Origin of the sequence: Isoptericola chiayiensis, assembly GCF_013149805.1 — a bacterium.
In the GTDB taxonomy this organism is placed as follows: Bacteria; Actinomycetota; Actinomycetes; order Actinomycetales; family Cellulomonadaceae; genus Isoptericola; species Isoptericola chiayiensis.
This window is the reverse complement of record NZ_JABEZT010000002.1, coordinates 281,929-298,960: the sequence shown is the minus strand read 5'-3', so window position 1 is coordinate 298,960 and position 17,032 is coordinate 281,929. Positions and strand designations below refer to the sequence as shown.

The 17,032-nt window shown below is 72.0% G+C and carries 20 protein-coding genes; 11 read left to right on the top strand and 9 right to left on the bottom strand.

What is annotated here, in order from left to right; translation table 11 throughout:
• Positions 1–209 precede the first annotated feature (209 nt).
• The 9 genes from clsA (at position 210) to HDG68_RS04330 (ending at position 6,410) form a co-directional block, all read left to right on the top strand.
• A complete protein-coding gene (clsA, locus tag HDG68_RS04370) occupies positions 210–809 on the top strand; it encodes a cardiolipin synthase ClsA (RefSeq protein ID WP_172149650.1) in 600 nt (199 codons plus the stop codon).
• Positions 806–1,666, top strand: coding sequence for a DUF881 domain-containing protein (locus tag HDG68_RS17315; protein ID WP_343037426.1), 861 nt, complete (start codon positions 806–808; stop codon positions 1,664–1,666). Before clsA ends, HDG68_RS17315 begins: the two co-directional genes overlap by 4 nt.
• Complete coding sequence (locus HDG68_RS04360; RefSeq protein WP_172149648.1) at positions 1,663–1,995, top strand: small basic family protein; 333 nt, start codon at positions 1,663–1,665, stop codon at positions 1,993–1,995. The genes HDG68_RS17315 and HDG68_RS04360 overlap by 4 nt, the downstream gene beginning before the upstream one ends.
• A gap of 2 nt (positions 1,996–1,997) precedes the next feature.
• On the top strand, positions 1,998–3,068 hold the full coding sequence (locus tag HDG68_RS04355; RefSeq protein ID WP_172149646.1) for a DUF881 domain-containing protein: 1,071 nt from the start codon (positions 1,998–2,000) through the stop codon (positions 3,066–3,068).
• 103 nt (positions 3,069–3,171) lie between these two features.
• Positions 3,172–3,648 carry an FHA domain-containing protein gene (locus HDG68_RS04350; protein WP_172149644.1) on the top strand — a complete coding sequence of 159 codons (477 nt, stop codon included), beginning with the start codon at positions 3,172–3,174 and terminating at the stop codon, positions 3,646–3,648.
• On the top strand, positions 3,645–4,394 hold the full coding sequence (gene ftsR / locus HDG68_RS04345) for a transcriptional regulator FtsR (RefSeq protein ID WP_343037425.1): 750 nt from the start codon (positions 3,645–3,647) through the stop codon (positions 4,392–4,394). Before HDG68_RS04350 ends, ftsR begins: the two co-directional genes overlap by 4 nt.
• 74 nt (positions 4,395–4,468) lie before the next feature.
• The gene (locus tag HDG68_RS04340; RefSeq protein ID WP_172150327.1) at positions 4,469–4,978 is read left to right on the top strand and encodes a bifunctional nuclease family protein; all 510 of its coding nucleotides are present in this window, start codon (positions 4,469–4,471) and stop codon (positions 4,976–4,978) included.
• Between the two features lie 182 nt (positions 4,979–5,160).
• Entirely contained in the window at positions 5,161–5,754 is a 594-nt protein-coding gene (locus tag HDG68_RS04335) for a MerR family transcriptional regulator (protein WP_172149642.1), read from the top strand.
• Between the two features lie 2 nt (positions 5,755–5,756).
• A complete protein-coding gene (locus HDG68_RS04330; protein WP_172149640.1) occupies positions 5,757–6,410 on the top strand; it encodes an MBL fold metallo-hydrolase in 654 nt (217 codons plus the stop codon).
• A 1-nt stretch (position 6,411) separates the two neighbouring features.
• Here HDG68_RS04330 and HDG68_RS04325 read toward each other — a convergent pair whose 3' ends face one another.
• Together HDG68_RS04325 and HDG68_RS04320 are read right to left on the bottom strand one after the other, a co-directional pair.
• On the bottom strand, positions 6,412–7,692 hold the full coding sequence (locus tag HDG68_RS04325; protein WP_343037424.1) for a phospholipase D-like domain-containing protein: 1,281 nt from the start codon (positions 7,690–7,692) through the stop codon (positions 6,412–6,414).
• 4 nt (positions 7,693–7,696) lie between these two features.
• Positions 7,697–8,794, bottom strand: a complete 1,098-nt coding sequence (locus HDG68_RS04320) for a tyrosine-type recombinase/integrase (RefSeq protein WP_172149638.1) — start codon at positions 8,792–8,794, stop codon at positions 7,697–7,699.
• Between the two features lie 1,010 nt (positions 8,795–9,804).
• On the opposite strand from HDG68_RS04320, the gene HDG68_RS04315 reads away from it, so the two are divergent.
• Entirely contained in the window at positions 9,805–10,908 is a 1,104-nt protein-coding gene (locus HDG68_RS04315; RefSeq protein WP_172149636.1) for a glycosyltransferase family 2 protein, read from the top strand.
• Positions 10,909–11,153: 245 nt separating this feature from the next.
• Here HDG68_RS04315 and HDG68_RS04305 read toward each other — a convergent pair whose 3' ends face one another.
• Entirely contained in the window at positions 11,154–11,543 is a 390-nt protein-coding gene (locus tag HDG68_RS04305) for a VOC family protein (RefSeq protein ID WP_172149632.1), read from the bottom strand.
• The gene (locus HDG68_RS04300; protein WP_172149630.1) at positions 11,540–11,833 is read right to left on the bottom strand and encodes a metalloregulator ArsR/SmtB family transcription factor; all 294 of its coding nucleotides are present in this window, start codon (positions 11,831–11,833) and stop codon (positions 11,540–11,542) included. Before HDG68_RS04300 ends, HDG68_RS04305 begins: the two co-directional genes overlap by 4 nt.
• Before the next feature lie 131 nt (positions 11,834–11,964).
• On the opposite strand from HDG68_RS04300, the gene HDG68_RS04295 reads away from it, so the two are divergent.
• Entirely contained in the window at positions 11,965–12,336 is a 372-nt protein-coding gene (locus HDG68_RS04295) for a VOC family protein (RefSeq protein ID WP_172149628.1), read from the top strand.
• 9 nt (positions 12,337–12,345) lie between these two features.
• Here the strand turns inward: HDG68_RS04295 and HDG68_RS04290 are convergent, their stop codons facing one another.
• From HDG68_RS04290 to HDG68_RS04270, 5 genes are read right to left on the bottom strand one after another with little or no spacing between them, the layout of a single operon-like run.
• Positions 12,346–13,203 (bottom strand): phosphotransferase, encoded by an 858-nt coding sequence (locus tag HDG68_RS04290; RefSeq protein WP_172149626.1) that lies wholly within the window; start codon positions 13,201–13,203, stop codon positions 12,346–12,348.
• A 4-nt stretch (positions 13,204–13,207) separates the two neighbouring features.
• Positions 13,208–13,708 carry a GNAT family N-acetyltransferase gene (locus HDG68_RS04285; protein WP_172149624.1) on the bottom strand — a complete coding sequence of 167 codons (501 nt, stop codon included), beginning with the start codon at positions 13,706–13,708 and terminating at the stop codon, positions 13,208–13,210.
• Positions 13,705–16,095, bottom strand: a complete 2,391-nt coding sequence (locus tag HDG68_RS04280; RefSeq protein WP_172149622.1) for an ATP-binding cassette domain-containing protein — start codon at positions 16,093–16,095, stop codon at positions 13,705–13,707. Before HDG68_RS04280 ends, HDG68_RS04285 begins: the two co-directional genes overlap by 4 nt.
• Positions 16,096–16,145: 50 nt before the next feature.
• Complete coding sequence (locus HDG68_RS04275; RefSeq protein ID WP_172149620.1) at positions 16,146–16,556, bottom strand: VOC family protein; 411 nt, start codon at positions 16,554–16,556, stop codon at positions 16,146–16,148.
• A gap of 10 nt (positions 16,557–16,566) precedes the next feature.
• Positions 16,567–17,010, bottom strand: a complete 444-nt coding sequence (locus HDG68_RS04270; protein WP_172149619.1) for a helix-turn-helix transcriptional regulator — start codon at positions 17,008–17,010, stop codon at positions 16,567–16,569.
• Between the last annotated feature and the right edge of the window lie 22 nt (positions 17,011–17,032).

The following is a 17,032-nucleotide window of genomic DNA, read 5'->3' as shown; positions in this document are numbered from 1 at the left end:
GCACTGTCCCGGACACACAATCTGCCCCGGCCGCTGGTGGCGGGGCCCTGAACACGCGGGAGGACGACGAACTCCGATGGTGTGTTCCATGGTACGCGGCCTGGGGCGTGGGGCCAGGGTGCGGGCGGTGACCTTGCCCACTGCGTCCGGTGGGTTCGCGGCACTGCGTAGGATGTGCGGGGCAGTGGATCCGGACGCGGGTGGTGGACGTGCAGGCAGGTCGGCAGGTGCGCTCGGCCGTGTGGACGGTCCCGAACGTGCTGAGCATGGCGCGGCTGGCGTTGGTGCCGGTGTTCGCGGTGCTGATCACCACCGGGCAGGACGTGTGGGCGCTGCTGGTGCTGGCGGTCTCGGGTGTGTCGGACTGGTTGGACGGGTACCTGGCGCGTCGCCTGGACCAGGTCACGAAGCTGGGTCAGCTGCTGGACCCGGCGGCGGACCGGTTGTTCATCGTGGTGACGCTGGTCGGGCTGGCGTGGCGGGGCGTGGTGCCGCTGTGGGTGCTGGTGGTCGTGGTGGCGCGGGACGTGATGCTGGCGTGCCTGGTCCCGTACCTGGCGCGGCGCGGGTACGGTCCGCTGCAGGTCGGCTTCGTGGGCAAGGCGGGGACCTTCGCCCTGCTGTACGCGTTCCCGCTGCTGCTGCTGGCGCAGATGCCGGGCGCGGTGGGTCCGGTGGCGCAGGTCGTGGGCTGGGCGTTCACGTGGTGGGGTGTGGGGCTGTACTGGCTGGCCGGCCTGCAGTACGTCGCGCAGGCGCGGCGGCTGGTGCGTGCTGAACCGAGCGAGGACGAAGGGGGTGACGGGTGACCGCCCCGACGAAGCGGCGACCGGACGAGTCGATGACCCTGCTGGTCGAGGTCATGGAACGGCCCCTGGACCCGGGGTACGCGGACGCGGCACGACGGCGGGCCGCGGGTGAGGGGGACCGCCGGGGCGCCGGGGTCCTCCTGCTGGCTCTCGTCGCGGTGCTGCTCGGGCTGATGACCGTCACGGCCGCGCAGCAGCTGCGAGCGCCGGCGGAGGGTGTGTCGGCGCGGACGCTGCTGGAGACGCAGATCGAGGACCGGCAGGCCGAGGTGGACGCGTTGCGGGCGGAGTCGGCGGCGTTGAGCGAGGAGGTCGCGGCGCTGCAGGAACGCGCCCTGGGTGCGGGTGACTCGGAGCTGGTCGAGCAGGTGCGCCTGGACGCGGTGGTGACGGGGGCGGTGCCGGTGTCCGGTCCGGGTCTGGTGGTGACGATGAGCGACGCGACGGAGGTGGCCGAGGGGGTGGCGCCGTCGGACGTGCGGGTGCAGGCCACGGACCTGCAGACGGTGGTCAACGCGTTGTGGGCCTCGGGCGCCGAGGCGATCAGCGTCGGGGGGCAGCGGTTGACGTCGTTGTCCGCCATCCGGCACGCGGGTGCTGCGATCATGGTCGACCTGGTGCCGTTGCCGGGGCCGTCGTACGAGATCGCGGCGATCGGTGACCCGGAGCAGATGCAGACCGAATACGCTCGCACGGGCGTGCCGGCGGACGTGCGGCTGCTGGCAGACCTGTGGGGTATCGAGACCACGATGGAGACGGCGGACGAGCTGGTGCTGCCGAGCGTCGGCAACCAGCTGCGGTACGCCGAACCCGCGGAGGGGGACGAGGAGAACGTGAGCCAGGAGGAGAACCCATGATCGCCGTCGTCGGGCTCGTGATCGGCGTGGTCGCCGGTCTGGTGCTGCAGCCCACCGTGCCGGTGGCGTTGCAGCCGTACCTGCCGATCGCGGTGGTGGCCGCGCTGGACGCCTTGTTCGGGGGGTTGCGGGCGAAGCTGGACGGCCTGTTCGACGACAAGGTGTTCGTCGTGTCGTTCCTGTCGAACGTGCTGGTGGCGGCGTTCATCGTGTTCCTCGGCGACCAGCTGGGTGTCGGTTCGCAGCTGTCGACCGCCGTGGTGGTGGTGCTGGGCATCCGGATCTTCTCGAACGCCGCCGCGATCCGTCGACACCTGTTCAAGGCGTGACGATGGCTGACGAGAAGGACGGTCCCGTGGGCCCGGAGCCCGAGGACGGTGAGCAGCGGCGTCCGTCCGACGAGCTGGCCGGGTCCGCGGGCGGGCAGGACTCGCCGGTCGACCCGCTGGACCTGTCGGTGCCGGTGACCGAGCTGTCGGACCCGGCGACCGGTGCGAGTCCTGGCACGGACGCCGGCGAGGACACCGGTCAGGACGGCGGGTCGACGCCGGAGCCGGTCGACGTCGCCGGGTCGACCACCGTGGATGAGTCGGAGTCCGAGGCGATGCCCGGGGCCGAGGCGTCGGACGCGCCGCCGGCCGACGTCGCGGACGAGCGGGAGCCGGAAGCCCCGGCCCCGCCCGCCACCGGGTGGAGTGCGCTCCGCCGGACCATGCGCCCGCGGCTGAACCGGTCGCAGCTGCTGGCGGCCCTGCTGTGCGCCGCGCTGGGGTTCGCCCTGGTCGTGCAGGTGCAGCAGTCCGCGCAGGACCCGCTGACCTCGGCGCGCCAGGACGACCTGGTCCGGCTGCTGGACGAGGTCACCCAGCGCGCCGAGCAGCTCGAGGACGAGGTCGCCGAGCTGTCCCGCACGCGCGACGAGCTGCAGTCGGGCAGCGGGCAGGCCCAGGCCGCCGTCGACCTCGCGGAGGAGCGGGCGTCGGCCGAGGGGATCCTGTCCGGCCGGCTGCCCGCCGTCGGACCAGGGCTGGAGATCACGATCCGGGACCCGGACGGGTTGCTGGACGCCGCCAAGCTGTTCAACGTGCTCGAGGAGCTGCGCAACGCGGGCGCGGAGGTGGTCGAGCTCAACGACGTCCGGCTGGTGACCTCGACCTGGTTCCTCGACTCCGAGCAGGGCGTGACCGTGGACGGTCAGGCGCTGGACTCGCCGTACCGGTGGACCGTCATCGGGGACCCCGACACGCTCAACCCGGCGCTGGAGATCCCCGGCGGCGCGCTGGCCACGGTGCGGACCGCCGGCGCCCAGGCGACCACGACGGACCACGAGCAGGTCGAGGTGACGGCCGTGCGCGAGCCCGCCGAACCGCAGTACGCGACGCCGCAGCCCCCGGAGGGATGAATCGTCCCGACCACGGTGGTCGTGGCTTCCCGCGGCGGCTGGTCACGGGGTAGGTTGAACGGACGACGGCGCACGTCGAAGGCTCGATCCAGCAGGAGGACTGATGACGGACCCCCGCGCACTCCCGCCGCGCGAGGCAGGAGTCGACACGACGGCGCACCTGGGCAGGGTCGCTGCCTCCGGGGAGGAGCAGACGCCGCGCATCCCGCTGACCGCCGAGGAAGCCGCTGCGGTCTCGGCGCTGCCGCGCCACTCGGCCCTGCTCGTCGTCCAGTACGGATCGGGCGCCGTCGGCGAACGCTTCCTGCTCGACCAGGACCGGACCGTGGCCGGCCGCAGCGAACGGGCCGACATCTTCCTGGACGACGTCACCGTCTCGCGCAAGCACGCCGAGTTCCAGCGCGACGGCGACCGGTTCGTCGTGCGGGACATCGGCTCGCTCAACGGCACCTACGTCAACCGCGACCGCATCGACGCCGTGGTGCTGCACACCGGTGACGAGGTGCAGATCGGCAAGTTCCGCATGTCGTTCCACGCGAGTCCCCAGGCGCCGCAGGACCCGCAGGCACCGGCGTCGTGACCGCCGCATCCGGGGCGGCGCCCGCTCCCGGGCCGGGCGAGACGGCCGAGCCGTGGCCCCGGGGCATCTCCCGGCACCCGTCGATGCGGATCTCCGAGGTGCTGGCCCGTCTGCGGGACGACTTCCCCGCGGTGTCGCACTCCAAGCTGCGCTTCCTCGAGGAGCAGGGGCTGATCACGCCGGTCCGGACCGCCGCCGGCTACCGCCAGTACAGCGCCTCCGACCTGGAGCGTCTCCGGTTCGTCCTGGCCGAGCAGCGCGACTCCTACCTGCCTTTGAAGGTCATCAAGGAACGCCTCGCCGCGATGGACGCCGGCGAGGCCGCCCCCGGGCCCTCGCCGCGCCTCGCCGGAACCGCTTCCGGCCACCCCGGGGCCGGTGAACGACGCCGGTGGACCGTGGACTCCGTGGCCGAGGCGACCTCGACGTCCACCGACCTGGTGCGCGACCTCGTCGCCGCCGGGGTGCTGCGCCCCGTCGACGGCTTCCTCGACGCGTCCGCACCCGACGTCGTCCGCCTCGTCGTGCGCCTGGCCGAGCACGGCATCGAACCGCGGCACCTGCGCCCGTTGCGGTCCGCCGCCGACCGCCACGTCGGGCTGGTCGACCAGGTCGTGGCGCCCTACCGCAGCCAGCAGACCGCCGCCGGCCGGGCGCAGGCCGCCGAGATCGCCGACGACCTGGGAGACCTGCTCGCCCGCCTGCACAGCACCTGGATCCGGCAGGGCACCGCCGAGCTCGGCTGAACTTCCCAGCGCGGGACGGCGGCCGCCGTCGTAGCGTGGATCGCGTGGGAGCCGAGGAGGGGGCGGACGCCCCGATGGTGCCGGTCGACGTCGTCGGGGTGCGCCAGCAGCAGCAGGACCAGGAGATCGTGGTCCTGCTGCTCGACGCCGCCGCCGAGCTCGCCGTCCCGATCGTGATCGGGGCTCGCGAGGCCTCTGCCATCGCCATGGCCCAGGCGGGGGTCGCCACCCCCCGCCCCATGACGCACGACCTCCTGCGCGACCTGCTCGAGGCCGTCGGTGTCGGTCTGGACCGCGTCGAGATCGTCGCCCTGGACGGCGGGGTGTTCTTCGCCGAGCTGGTGCTGTCCACCGGCGTGCGGCTCGACTCGCGCGCCTCGGACGCCATCGCCCTGGCCGTCCGGACCGGCAGCCCGGTCCTGTGCTCGGCGGAGATCGTGGCCGCCGCGGGGGTCGAGGTCGTCGACAACACCCAGCAACGCGAGATGGAACGGTTCCGCGACTTCCTCGACCACGCCACCGCCGAGGACTTCACCGCTCCAGGGGGACCGCACGAGCCCGACGTCGACGACACACCGCCGTGAGCCTCAGGTGAAACCGCACCCCGCGGGCGTACCCTGGAGCGGACCCCTCCACCAGGGGTCAGGGTCGAGATCGCCACGCCCCGGCTCGAGCGCCGGTCCGAGTCGCCGACGCCGCCGTGCGGAACGTCGTCGACGGCCCGCAGGGGCCGACCCAGCGTGGAAGTGACATCTCGGGAGGAACAGTGGACAGCAGGGGCGAGGCAAGCGCCCAGGCCGGGCCGGCACCCGTCGGCGCGCAAGGGCTCCTCTTCGGTGAGGACCTCACCGAGCAGGACTCCGGGACCGGCTACCGCGGGACGACGGCGTGCCGCGTCGTCGGCATCACCTACCGCCAGCTCGACTACTGGGCCCGCACCGGCCTGGTCGAACCGTCCATCCGTGCCGCCACCGGGTCCGGGACGCACCGGCTGTACAGCTTCCGCGACGTACTCGTGCTCAAGATCGTCAAGCGCCTGCTCGACACCGGCGTCTCGTTGCAGCAGATCCGCAGCGCCGTCACCCACCTGCGCGAGCGTGGCGTCGACGACCTCGCGCAGATCACCCTCATGAGCGACGGCGCCTCCGTCTACGAGTGCACCTCGCCCGACGAGGTCGTCGACCTCGTCCAGGGCGGCCAGGGCGTCTTCGGCATCGCCGTGGGCCGCGTCTGGCGCGAGATCGAGGGCACCCTGTCGCAGATGCCCACCGAGTCCCTCGACGACGAGGACGACGAGACGGACACGCTGCGCGCCGGTGACGAGCTCGCGGCCCGTCGCCGCGCACGTCACGCCGGCTGACCGTGCGGCTGACGTCCCACGGGCACGCCTGCGTCCGGCTCGACAGCACCACGACACGCGTCGTCGTCGACCCCGGGGGGTTCTCCGACGTCGCGTCGGCCCTCCACGGCGCCACGGCCGTTCTCCTCACCCATCAGCATCCCGACCACCTCGACGTCGAGCACGTCACCGCGGCGCTGCACGCCGACCCCGACCTCGACGTCTGGGGTCCGGCCGGGGCCCTGGACCTCCTCGACGACGTCGACGCACACCGCAAGCACGCCGTCGAACCCGGCGACATCCTGCGGCTCGGCGCCGCCCAGGTCGAGGTCGGCGGCGGCCGGCACGCGGTGATCCACCCCGACGTCCCCGTCATCGCCAACCGGACCTACACCGTGGAGCTGGACGGCACGACCGTCCACCACCCCGGCGACAGCCTCGACGTCCCCGGCCGGGACCTCGACGTGCTGCTCCTGCCCGTCGCCGCGCCCTGGCTGCGGCTCGCCGACGCCATGGACGCCGCCCGGGCCGCCGGCGCCCGGTCCGTGGTCCCGGTGCACGACGCGATCCTGAGCACCGCGGGTCAGGGGCTGGTGGACCGGCTCCTGGACACGGCGCGCGTGGGTGGCGAGTACGTGTACCGCCGCCCGCGCGTGGGGGAGGCGTGGACCCCGTAGCTCAGAGCAGGGGCTCGAGGGGTTCGAGGACGCGCTCGGCGATCTTGTTGAGCCGCGAGCGTCCCTGCCACTCCTGGTAGGTGAGCTCGCGGGCGTTGGACTCGTCCATGCGGAAGACGTCCTCGAGCTCGGCGGCCAGTCCGGGGTCGACGATCTCGAGGTTGATCTCGTAGTTGCCGGTGAGGCTGAGGCGGTCGATGTTGGCGGTGCCGACCGTGGACCAGCGTCCGTCGATGGTGGCGGTCTTGGCGTGCACCATGGCGCCCTGGTAGAGCATGATCCGCACGCCGCCGCGCAGGAGCTTGGTGTAGCGGCCGCGGGCGAGCCAGTCGGCCAGGGAGTGGTTGGAGCGTTCGGGGACCAGGACGCGGACGTCGACGCCGCGGGCGGCGGCGGCGAGCAGCCCGTTGAGGATGTCGCGGTCGGGGATGAAGTACGCCTGGGTGATGTAGATGTGGCTGGTGGCCCGGTCGATGGCGTCGAGGTAGATGCCGCGGATGGGGAACACCAGGTCGCTGGGGGCGTTGCGTGCGGCGCGCAGGCTGGGCTGCCAGTGCTCGGCACCGACGTCCTGCAGGACGGGCAGCTGGGGGTTGCGCCAGCGGTTCCAGAAGTCGACGAACGCGTTGCGCAGCTCCCACGCCGCCGGCCCCTCGAGCCGCAGGTGGGTGTCGCGCCACTGCGTGGCGTACAGGGCGCCGATGTTGTAGCCGCCGACGAACGCGATCTCGTCGTCGACGACGAGGATCTTGCGGTGGTCCCGGCCGGAGTTGCGGATGCGCAGGGTGAGCAGGCCGGCGCGGAACGCGGGGAAGCGCAGGACCCGTACCTGCGGCGGGAACACGTAGAAGGCCGGGGGGACGACGAGGTTGGCGAACCCATCGTAGATGACGTAGACGTCCACGCCGCGGGCGGCGGCGTCGGCGACGGCCTGCTTGAACCGTTCCCCGGTCTCGTCGGCCTTCCAGATGTAGGACTCGAGGAAGACGGTGTGCTGGGCGCCGTCGATGGCGGCCAGCATGTCCTCGTAGAGGTCCGCGCCGAAGGTGTAGACGGTGGCGCGTGTCTCGTCGACCTCGGTGGTCGAGGGACGGGCGGTGGGGAAGGTCGCGTTGAGCGGGTGGCGCTGGCCGCGGACCTTGTCGGTGATCATCACGGCCGCGCCGGCCGTGAGGGGGACGGCGGCCGCGAGCGCGGCGGCACGCCCGACGAAGCGCCGGACCCGGCGCCAGTCGACCTGGACGGAGACGGGGATGGTGGAGTTTCGTCGTCGCGCGGGCACGCACTCACCGTAGCGACGTCGAGGGCGTCGCGCCTGGCGGCGCGGGTGATTCCGCTCTCAGGGAGCCGCTGAGCGGGTGGGTGCGGATCGCTGCGGCGAGCTCTCCGTCGATGCGGTCGAGGTAGACGCCGGTGGTGGCGATGGAGGTGTGGCCGAGCAGCTCGGCGACGACCTTGACGTCCCAGCCGTCGGCGACGAGGAGGGTGGCGGTGGTGTGCCGCAGGGCGTGGGGGGTGGTGGGGCGCCGGTACGTCTCGGGCATGCGCGCCACGGCTCGGGCCAGCAGGGCACGCACGGCCTGGGTGTCCAGGCGTCGTCCACGCCAGGACAGCAGCAGGGCGCGGCGCGTGTCGGGGTCGTCGGGGCGCCGTGCGGCGAGCTGGGGCCGCAGCGTGGTCAGGTAGTGGTCGACGGCGGCGGCCAGCGGCGGGCTGAGCGCGACGGTGCGTGTGGTGCCCCCCTTGCCGGTGATACGCCACCGGGTCCGGTCGGGTTCGCGCAGCAGGTCGGCGACGTCGGTCCGTACGAGCTCCGAGACGCGGGGGCCGAGCACGACGAGCAGGGCGACGACGAGGCGGTCACGGGCGGCGAGCCGTTGGTCGTGCCGGGTCGGTGTCCGGGTCGGCGTGGTGCCGGCGTCGTGGAGGGTGTCGAGGAGGGCTTCGGCGGCGGCTGCGGACAGCGCCGTGCGCTCGGTGCGCAGCGCCTCACGGACCTTGGCCGGCGGGGCCGCCCACTGCATGGGGTCGGCCTGGACCCAGCAGTGGCGCGTGGCGTGGGCGAAGAACCGGGTGACGGACTGCCGGAACCGGTTGACGGTCGCGGTGCTGCGGCCGGGGCCACGCTTCGCGGCGGGGTCGGCGTAGCGGCCGTCCGGGCCGGCCTGGTAGCGCACCAGCGCGTCGTCGATCTCTTCGCCGGTGACGTCGTCCAGGACACGGTCGGGGCCGAGCAGGTCGGCGAGCTCGGCGACGTCGCGTGCGTAGGACCGTTCGGTGGCGGGGGAGAGGACTGCCCGCACGGTCTCGACGCGCACGGCAGACAGGTAGCGCTCGACGGCCTGGGCGACGGTGATCCGGTCGGGACGAGGGGGTGCGACCATGCGCGGCGTCGCTCCTTTCGCTGGTGACCTGCGACGACGTCGAGAGGATAGTCGGCGCCGCCGACATGCCGGCGAAGGGCGGGCAGGGCGGTGGGCTCTCGACACCCGGCTGATCGGCGAGGTGGGGGAGAGCAGGGTCATGGCGTGACCGGTGGGCGAGGCGTGGAGGCTGGAGCACGGCGCGACGGCGGGGTCGGGGTCGCTGGGGGCGCCGACCGACGTGCGCCTCTGGAGATTCTGAGCGAGAGGTGATGCCGACGGTCGCAAGCATGACGTGGAGCCACCCTGAGACCACTGTGTTGCCCTATACACAATGGTATGACGGCAATATCCGTTTCAGGATAGCCGGAGATCGCGTGATGTGCGAGTGGCTCGGTGAGGCCGCTCATCAGCTTCGTGTCGGCGCCCGGAGCGTGCGAGTCGTCCACGCCAGTGGCTGACGCAGGGCCCACTGGTGGGTCGTCATGGTGCGGGGAGCGCAACGGGCGGCGTCGGGGAGTGCCGGCCACGGCGCGGATCGTTCGTGCCGCATGCGGCGTGCTGGAGGCCGTCCGGGCGGCGCGAGGTCCATCGGCGGTCGGTGCAGCAGCCGCCGTCCGGGCCGGCGTCGGCGTCACGTCAGCCGTCGGCTCCGCGATGCCGACCGGAGCCGAGCCGGTCGTCGTCGTGCGTGCGCTGCGGGTCGGGATGGTCGGTGGCGTCGCCGACACGGAGGTTCCCGGCGGTCAGTGCCTACCGAGGCGCTGCGGGCCACGAGGGGACCGGAGCAGGCATCCCTCAGGGCGCTTCCTTCGCTCGAAATGACATAATGTGCATTATCGGTTTGCGCCATGGTGCATTGATCCTGCGCCGTAACCAGCGTTGTCGTGAGGCTGTCCTGAGGTCTTGACGGACTCCTGACCTGCTTGCGGAGGAACTGATCGGTCCTCGCGCCGACCCTGACGGTTGCCTGAGGTGTGCCGTCGAGGCTCGTGGTCGTCCACAGCACGAGACGACCCTCGGAGCCTCCGATGCACTCCTCGCAGACCAGCGACACCCGGCTCGACCACCCTCGGTCGGTCGCCTCTCACGTCGTCGTGATCGTTCCCGCCCACGACGAGGAAGCCGCTCTTCCCGACACGATCGCTTCGTTGTGGGCGCAGACGTGCCGCCCGGGCCGCGTGTTGGTTGTTTCGGACAACAGCACGGACCAGACCGTCGCTGTGGCCCGCGCCGCTGGCGCCGACGTCATGGAGAGCTCCGGTAACACCGACCGGAAGGCTGGCGCCCTGAACCAGGCCATCGAGACCATCACCGATGAAGAGGTCGTCATGGTCCTGGACGCCGACACCTCCATCGCTCCCACCTTCATCGAGGAAGGGCTGGCGATCCTCGATGCCGAGCCCGCCGTCGCCGCCGTCGGCGGGGTCTTCGAAGGACGCGACCCTGGCGGGTTCCTGGAGCGCTGCCAGGCCAACGAGTATGCCCGCTACGGGGTCCAGATCGAGGTCACCGGTCGGACCGCTGTTCTCACGGGAACCGCGGCGATGGTGCGTCGCGAAGCCCTCGAGGCGGTCGCCTCGGCGCGTGGCACGACGCTGCCCGGACGGTGCGGCGACGTCTACGACCGTCACGCCATCACCGAGGACTCCGAGCTGACTCTCGCGCTGCGTACCCTCGGCCACGAGCTGCGCTCCCCCGCCTTGATGACCTGCACCACGGAGCTCATGCCCACCTGGGGCGACCTCCACCGGCAGCGCGTGCGCTGGTACAAGGGGATGCTCGACAACCTGCTGACCTACGGCCTGACCCGCACCACCGCTCGATATGTGGGTCAGCAGGTCATGCTCGTCCTCGGGACGCTGATGATGGCCTCCTACCTGCTGCTGACCGCACTGACGCTGGTGGCCGGCACCTTCACGGTCTCGGGTCCGTGGGCTGCCGTGGCCCTCGTGTTCCTCGTCGAGCGGCTCGTCACGGTCTGGCCCGCCGGGACACGGGCCCGCCTCCTGGCGGCACCCGTGCTGCCCGAGCTGCTCTACGACCTGGCGCTGCAGCGCGCCTTCGTGCACGCCGTGTGTCTGACCGTGGCGCGTCGTCAGACGACCTGGAACCACGTCGCCGCGGCCGCCTGAGAACCGCTCCCCCGTACCGACCGAACCGCAACACGACCCTCAAGGAGTCCGACATGTACCACTCGACTGTTGCCCAGACCGCTCCCGTGCTGGCTGCCACCGGCGTCTCCGCCGCGTTCCACGTGGTGGCGGCCTGGACGTTGCTCGTGGCTGGACTGGCCTTGATCACCACGGCCCGTGTGCTCCGTCGGCGCCGTCACGGTGCGTCGTCATCGTCGTGACGACGGGCCGGACCGACCGCGGCGTCAGGCGTTCATGGCGGCGATCTGGACCAGGTTGCCGCACGTGTCGTCCAGCACCGCCGTCGTCACAGGCCCCATGGCGACGGGCTCCTGGGTGAATCGCACGCCGAGGGCTCGCAGTCGTTCATGCTCGACACGGACGTTCTCGACGGCGAACTGCGCGGCCGGGATGCCGTCGGCCACCAGCGCGTCCTTGAACGGCGCGACCGCGGGGTGATCGGACGGTTCCAGCAACAGTTCAGGCCCCTCCGGATCGTGCGCGGACACCACGGTCAGCCACCGGTGCTCCCCCATCGGGATGTCGTGCTTGACCACGAATCCGAGCGTGTCGGTGTAGAAGGCGCGGGCGCGCTCCTGGTCGTCGACGAAGATGCTCGTCAGGTGGATCTTCATGAGTGGTCCTCCGGGATGTGAGGTATCGGCCACCGCTCGACGATCCGCCGTAGCGGTGAGGTGTCGAGGCCGTGGAGCTTGTAGCGACCCTCCCGTCGCGTCCTGACCAGCCCGGCTGCCTCCAGGACGGCCAGGTGCTGGGACACGGCCTGGCGTGACATGGACACGTCGTGCCGCACGCTCAGCCGGGTGCAGATCTCGAAGAGTGTCTGCTCGGACTGTTCGGTCAGCTCGTCGAGGATCGCCCGCCGGGTGGGGTCCGCGAGCGCCTTGAACAGGTCGTCGGTCACGATCTTCACTATAGGCAAGTGACTGCTTGCCTGTCTATCAGGAGGGCCCGCCGGGCGTTCCGGTTGCGGGCGGTGGTGCGACGCGCACGATGGGTGCGTCGTCGCCGCTCTCCCGTCGGACAGGAGCCCTCATGGACCTCGGTGCGTTCTCGGTCAGCCTCGCCGTGCAGGACCTGCAGGCCTCACGCACGTTCTACGAGCGTCTCGGGTTCACCGTCTTCGGCGGGAACGCGGACGAGAACTGGCTCATGCTGCGCAACGGCGACCATGTGATCGGGCTGTTCCAGGGCATGTTCGAGCGCAACATCCTGACGTTCAACCCCGGGTGGGACCAGCAGGCGCGTCCCGTGGGCGAGTTCACCGACGTGCGCGAGCTGCAGCGCCAGGTGCGGGGGGCCGGCGCCGAGATCGAGACCGCGGCCGACGAGACGACGACCGGCCCGGCGAGCTTCGTGCTCATCGACCCCGACGGCAACCCGGTGCTCGTCGACCAGCACGTCTGACGCCGCCGGTCACGGCACGCTCCGGCGCAGGGCGCGCTGTGCCCGCGCGACGGTCCGGGCCAGCTCGTGGTCCGATCGCTCCTGGAGCACGGCGAACGCGACGATCTGCAGCGGGATGGTCCCGGCGAAGCCGCGGGCTCGCTGCACGGTGCCCAGGTCCGCGAGTGCCCCGGCGGCCGGCCAGAGGCCGAACGACGTGGCCACGGTGGCGATGTCCTCGGCGGGGTCCTCGTGCGCGGTGAGGTCCCAGTCGAGCAGCGCACCGACTCGGTCGCCGTGCCACAGGACGTTGGTGCTGCCCAGGTCGCCGTGGTTGACGGTGCGGGGAGCGTCGTCGAGGGCGGCGAGCGTGTCGATGCGCCGGTGGGCCTCGTCCTGGACGTCGGCGGGGAGCAGGGGTACGACGCGGTCGCGGAGCGTGGTCTCCCAGTCCTCTCCCCCGCAGAAGGCGCGGCGCGGGGCCAGGTGGGGCTCGAGCGCGGCGGCGTCGATCTGGTGCACGGCGTCGAGCACCTCGCGCAGGGCGCCGGCGTCGGGGCGCGTGGTCGGCTGGGGGCTGCCGTGCAGGCGGCGGGTCGCGACGGCGACGTGGCCGTCGATCTCGACGGGCGCGGCGAGCGACCGGGGCACGTGGAAGGGCACGTCCGGCAAGGCGTCGACGAGGCGTTGCGACCGGAGCACCTCTCCCCCGGCCTGTCGCTGCCGTGCGATGCGGACGGCGGCGTGGTCGCTGAGTGCCACCAGGGTGTTGGACCCGTGCTCGACCCACTCGGTGTGGTGCGGCGGGCGGTGGTCCGCGAGCGCCGTGGTGACGAGGGCGTCCAGCAGGGGCTGGTGGGGGCGGGGGTAGCGGGTCTCGTGGGCCATGTGGTCAGCCGGTCGGGGTGTGCACCATGCGGAGCTCGGTGACACCGTCCTGGACGGTGGTGGTGCCGTCGGGGGTGAAGCCGTGCTTGCGGTAGAAGGCTTGGGCTCGGGGGTTGGGGTCGGCGACCCAGAGTGCCGCGGACTCTCCGGGTTCGATGACGGCCTGCAGCAGGTCGTGCCCGGCGCCGCTGCCGTGGTGGGCGGCGTCGACGTAGAGGTTGAAGAGCTGCCGCGACCAGGTGGCGTCGTCGTCCAGGGGTGGGCCGGACATCGCGAGGCCGACGATGTCGTGGTCGATGACGGCGACGGCGGCGCGGCGGGTGTGGGGCGCGGGGTCGTCGAGGCCTCGGCGCCACTGCTTCTCGCGGGCGTCGACGAGTCCGGGGTCGTCGAGGACGGCGTCGGGCATGAGTCCGCGGTAGGTCTGCTGCCAGCAGCGCACGTGCAGGCGTGCGATGGCGGGTACGTCGTCGAGGACGGGGGCGCGGACCTGGGGCGGGTTCATGCGTCGGCGCCGACGTAGTCGGCCAGGTGCTGCCCGGTGAGGGTGGACCGGTCGGCGACGAGGTCGGCGGGGGTGCCCTCGAAGACGATGCGGCCGCCGTCGTGCCCGGCGCCGGGGCCGAGGTCGACGAGGTGGTCGGCGTGGGCCATGACGGCCTGGTGGTGCTCGATGACGATGACGGTCCTGCCGGCGTCGACGAGCTGGTCGAGCAGGGCGAGGAGTCGTTCGACGTCGGCGAGGTGCAGGCCCGTGGTGGGTTCGTCGAGGACGTAGGTGCCGCCGGGGTCGCCCATGTGCATGGCGAGCTTGAGGCGTTGGCGCTCTCCCCCGGACAGGGTGTTGAGCGGCTGGCCGAGGTGCAGGTAGCCGAGTCCGACGTCGCGCAGGTGCGTCAGGGTGGTGGCGACGGCGGGGACCTTGGCGTCACCGGTGGAGAAGAAGTCGTGGGCGTGGGCGACGGAGAGGTCGAGGACCTCGGCGATGTTCTTGCCGCCGAGGGTGTACTCGAGCACTTCGGCCATGAACCGCTTGCCGCCGCAGTCCTCGCAGGGGGTCTCGACGGTCTCCATGAAGCCGAGCTCGGTGTAGATGCGGCCGTTGCCCTTGCAGGTGGGGCAGGCGCCCTCGGAGTTGGCGCTGAACAGGGCGGGTTTGACGCCGTTGGCCTTGGCGAAGGCCTTGCGGATGGGTTCGAGCATGCCGGTGTAGGTGGCGGGGTTGGAGCGCCGGGAGCCCTTGATGGCGCCCTGGTCGACGACGACGACGCCGTCGCGGTCGGCGAGGTTGCCGTGGATGAGCGAGCTCTTGCCGGAGCCGGCGACGCCGGTGACGACGGTGAGCACGCCGGTGGGGATTTCGACGTCGACCGCCTGCAGGTTGTTCTGGTTCGCGCCGCGGATCTCGAGGGCACCGGTGGGCTGGCGCACGGTCTCCTTGAGGCGGGCGCGGTCGTCGAGGTGGCGGCCGGTGAGGGTGTCGCTGGTGCGCAGCCCGTCGACGGTGCCCTCGTAGCAGATGGTGCCGCCGTCGGACCCGGCGCCGGGGCCGAGGTCGACGACGTGGTCGGCCACGGCGATCGCCTCGGGTTTGTGCTCGACGACGAGCACGGTGTTGCCCTTGTCGCGCAGATCGACCAGCAGGTCGTTCATGCGGGCGATGTCGTGCGGGTGCAGGCCGATGGTGGGTTCGTCGAAGACGTAGGTGACGTCCGTCAGCGCCGAGCCGAGGTGGCGGATCATCTTGACGCGCTGCGCCTCTCCCCCGGACAGGGTGCCGGCCGGCCGGTCCAGCGACAGGTACCCGAGGCCGATCTGGACGAAGGAGTCCAGCAGTGCCGACAGGGTGCTCACCAGGGGTGCGACGTGCGGGTCGTCGATGCCGCGCACCCAGGTGGCGGCGTCGGTGATCTGCAGGCGGCACACGTCGGCGATGTTCTGCCCCGCCACGGTCGCGGACCGTGCGGAGCGGTTGAGGCGGGTGCCGTCGCACGCCGGGCAGGGCCCGAACACGGCGGCGCGCTCGACGAAGCGGCGCACGTGCGGCTGCAGCGACTCCGGGTCCTTGGAGAACACCGACTCGCGCAGCTTCGGGATCAGGCCTTGATACGTCATGTTCATGCCCAGGGCCTTGATCTTGCCCTTGTCGCGGTACAGGAAGTCGTGCCGCTCGGTCTGCGTGTACTCCCCCACGGGCTTGTCCGGGTCGACGAAGCCGGACTCGGCGAACCCCTTGACCATCCAGCCGTCGGCCTTGTACCCGGGCACCAGGATCGCGCCGTCGTTCAGCGACCTCGACTCGTCGACGATCACCGCCAGGTCCAGGTCGGAGACGGTGCCGCGCCCCTCGCACTCGGGGCACATGCCGCCCAGGTAGACCTGCTCGCGCACGACCTTCTTCTCCGTGCCTCCCCCGGCCTTCTCGGTGCTCATCACCCCGGAGGCCTTCGACGTGGGCACGTTGAAGCTGAACGCGGTGGGCGGGCCGACGTACGGCTCGCCGAGGCGGCTGAACAGGTGGCGCAGCATCGCGTGGGCGTCGGTGACGGTGCCGACTGTGGACCGGACGTTGGCCCCCAGGCGCTCCTGGTCGACCAGGATGGCCGTGGTGATGCCGGACAGGTGGTCGACGTCGGGCCGCGGCAGCGAGGGCATGAACCCCTGCAGGAACGTGGAGTAGGTCTCGTCGATGAGCCGGCGCGACTCCGCGGCGATCGTGGCGAACACCAGCGAGCTCTTGCCCGACCCGGACACCCCCGTGAAGACGGTCAGGCGGCGCTTGGGGATCTCGACGCTGACGTCGCGCAGGTTGTTCTCCCGCGCGCCGGCCACGGCGATGACGTCGTGGGCGTCGGCCGGGTGGGTGGATGCGGACGGGCTGGTCGTGGCCATGCGCGGGTCTCCTTCGTCGCGGCGGGGGGCTTCAGGCTAGCGCCGGTCGGTCAGCGGACCTCGTCGATGCGGACCATGTTGCCGGCCGGGTCGCGAAACGCGCAGTCGCGCACACCCCAGGGCTGCTCGGCCGGTTCGGAGACCACCTCGGCGTCCGCGGCCTGCAGCCGGTCGAACGTCCCGTCCAGGTCGGTGGTGGCCAGGATGATCGACTGGAAGCTGCCCTTGGCCATCAGCTCGGTGACGGTGCGACGCTCGGCCTCGGTGACGCCCGGGTCGGCGGCGGGCGGGGTGAGCACGAGCCGCACGTCACGCTGGTCGGGGGCGACGAGGGTCAGCCAGCGCATGGCACCCTCGCCGACGTCCATGGTCAGCTCGAAGCCGAGCAGGTCGCGGTAGAAGGCCAGGGAGGCCTCGGGGTCGGTGTGCGGCAGGAACGTGGTGTGGATGGCGATGTTCATGCCGTCCACGCTAGGCAGGCCGGGGTCGCGACGCTTCTCGATTCCTGATCGGTCGGTCGACCTGCTTGGTCACGCAGGAGGGCAGCTCGGCGGCCCGCGCCGAGCGCGCGCGACGGCGGTACTCCCCCGGCGGCATGCCCACGAGCTCGGTGAACCGGGTCGTGAACGTGCCCAGGGATGACGAGCCGACGGCGAAGCACACCTCGGTCACGCTCAGGTCGCCGCGGCGCAGCAGCGCCATCGCCCGCTCGACCCGGCGGGTCATCAGATAGCTGTACGGCGACTCGCCGTAGGCGGCCTTGAACGTCCGGCTCAGGTGCCCCGCGGACATGCCCACGCCGGCCGCGAGCGCCGGGACGTCGAGGGGTCGGGCGTGGTCGCGGTCGATGCGGTCGCGCACGCGGCGCAGGAGGGCGAGGTCGTGCAGGTGTTGGTCGTGGGCGCTGCGGGCCATGTCTCGATGGTGCCACCGGGTC

Coding starts and splice junctions, on each gene's coding strand:
- HDG68_RS04280 (WP_172149622.1), bottom strand. CDS start 16,095: ATGGCCACGACCAGCCCGTCCGCATCCACCCACCCGGCCGACGCCCAC.
- HDG68_RS04275 (WP_172149620.1), bottom strand. CDS start 16,556: ATGAACATCGCCATCCACACCACGTTCCTGCCGCACACCGACCCCGAG.
- HDG68_RS04355 (WP_172149646.1), top strand. CDS start 1,998: ATGGCTGACGAGAAGGACGGTCCCGTGGGCCCGGAGCCCGAGGACGGT.
- HDG68_RS04340 (WP_172150327.1), top strand. CDS start 4,469: ATGGTGCCGGTCGACGTCGTCGGGGTGCGCCAGCAGCAGCAGGACCAG.
- HDG68_RS04270 (WP_172149619.1), bottom strand. CDS start 17,010: ATGGCCCGCAGCGCCCACGACCAACACCTGCACGACCTCGCCCTCCTG.
- HDG68_RS04305 (WP_172149632.1), bottom strand. CDS start 11,543: ATGAAGATCCACCTGACGAGCATCTTCGTCGACGACCAGGAGCGCGCC.
- HDG68_RS04295 (WP_172149628.1), top strand. CDS start 11,965: ATGGACCTCGGTGCGTTCTCGGTCAGCCTCGCCGTGCAGGACCTGCAG.
- HDG68_RS04315 (WP_172149636.1), top strand. CDS start 9,805: ATGCACTCCTCGCAGACCAGCGACACCCGGCTCGACCACCCTCGGTCG.
- HDG68_RS04285 (WP_172149624.1), bottom strand. CDS start 13,708: ATGAACCCGCCCCAGGTCCGCGCCCCCGTCCTCGACGACGTACCCGCC.
- HDG68_RS04320 (WP_172149638.1), bottom strand. CDS start 8,794: ATGGTCGCACCCCCTCGTCCCGACCGGATCACCGTCGCCCAGGCCGTC.
- HDG68_RS04290 (WP_172149626.1), bottom strand. CDS start 13,203: ATGGCCCACGAGACCCGCTACCCCCGCCCCCACCAGCCCCTGCTGGAC.
- HDG68_RS04350 (WP_172149644.1), top strand. CDS start 3,172: ATGACGGACCCCCGCGCACTCCCGCCGCGCGAGGCAGGAGTCGACACG.
- HDG68_RS04360 (WP_172149648.1), top strand. CDS start 1,663: ATGATCGCCGTCGTCGGGCTCGTGATCGGCGTGGTCGCCGGTCTGGTG.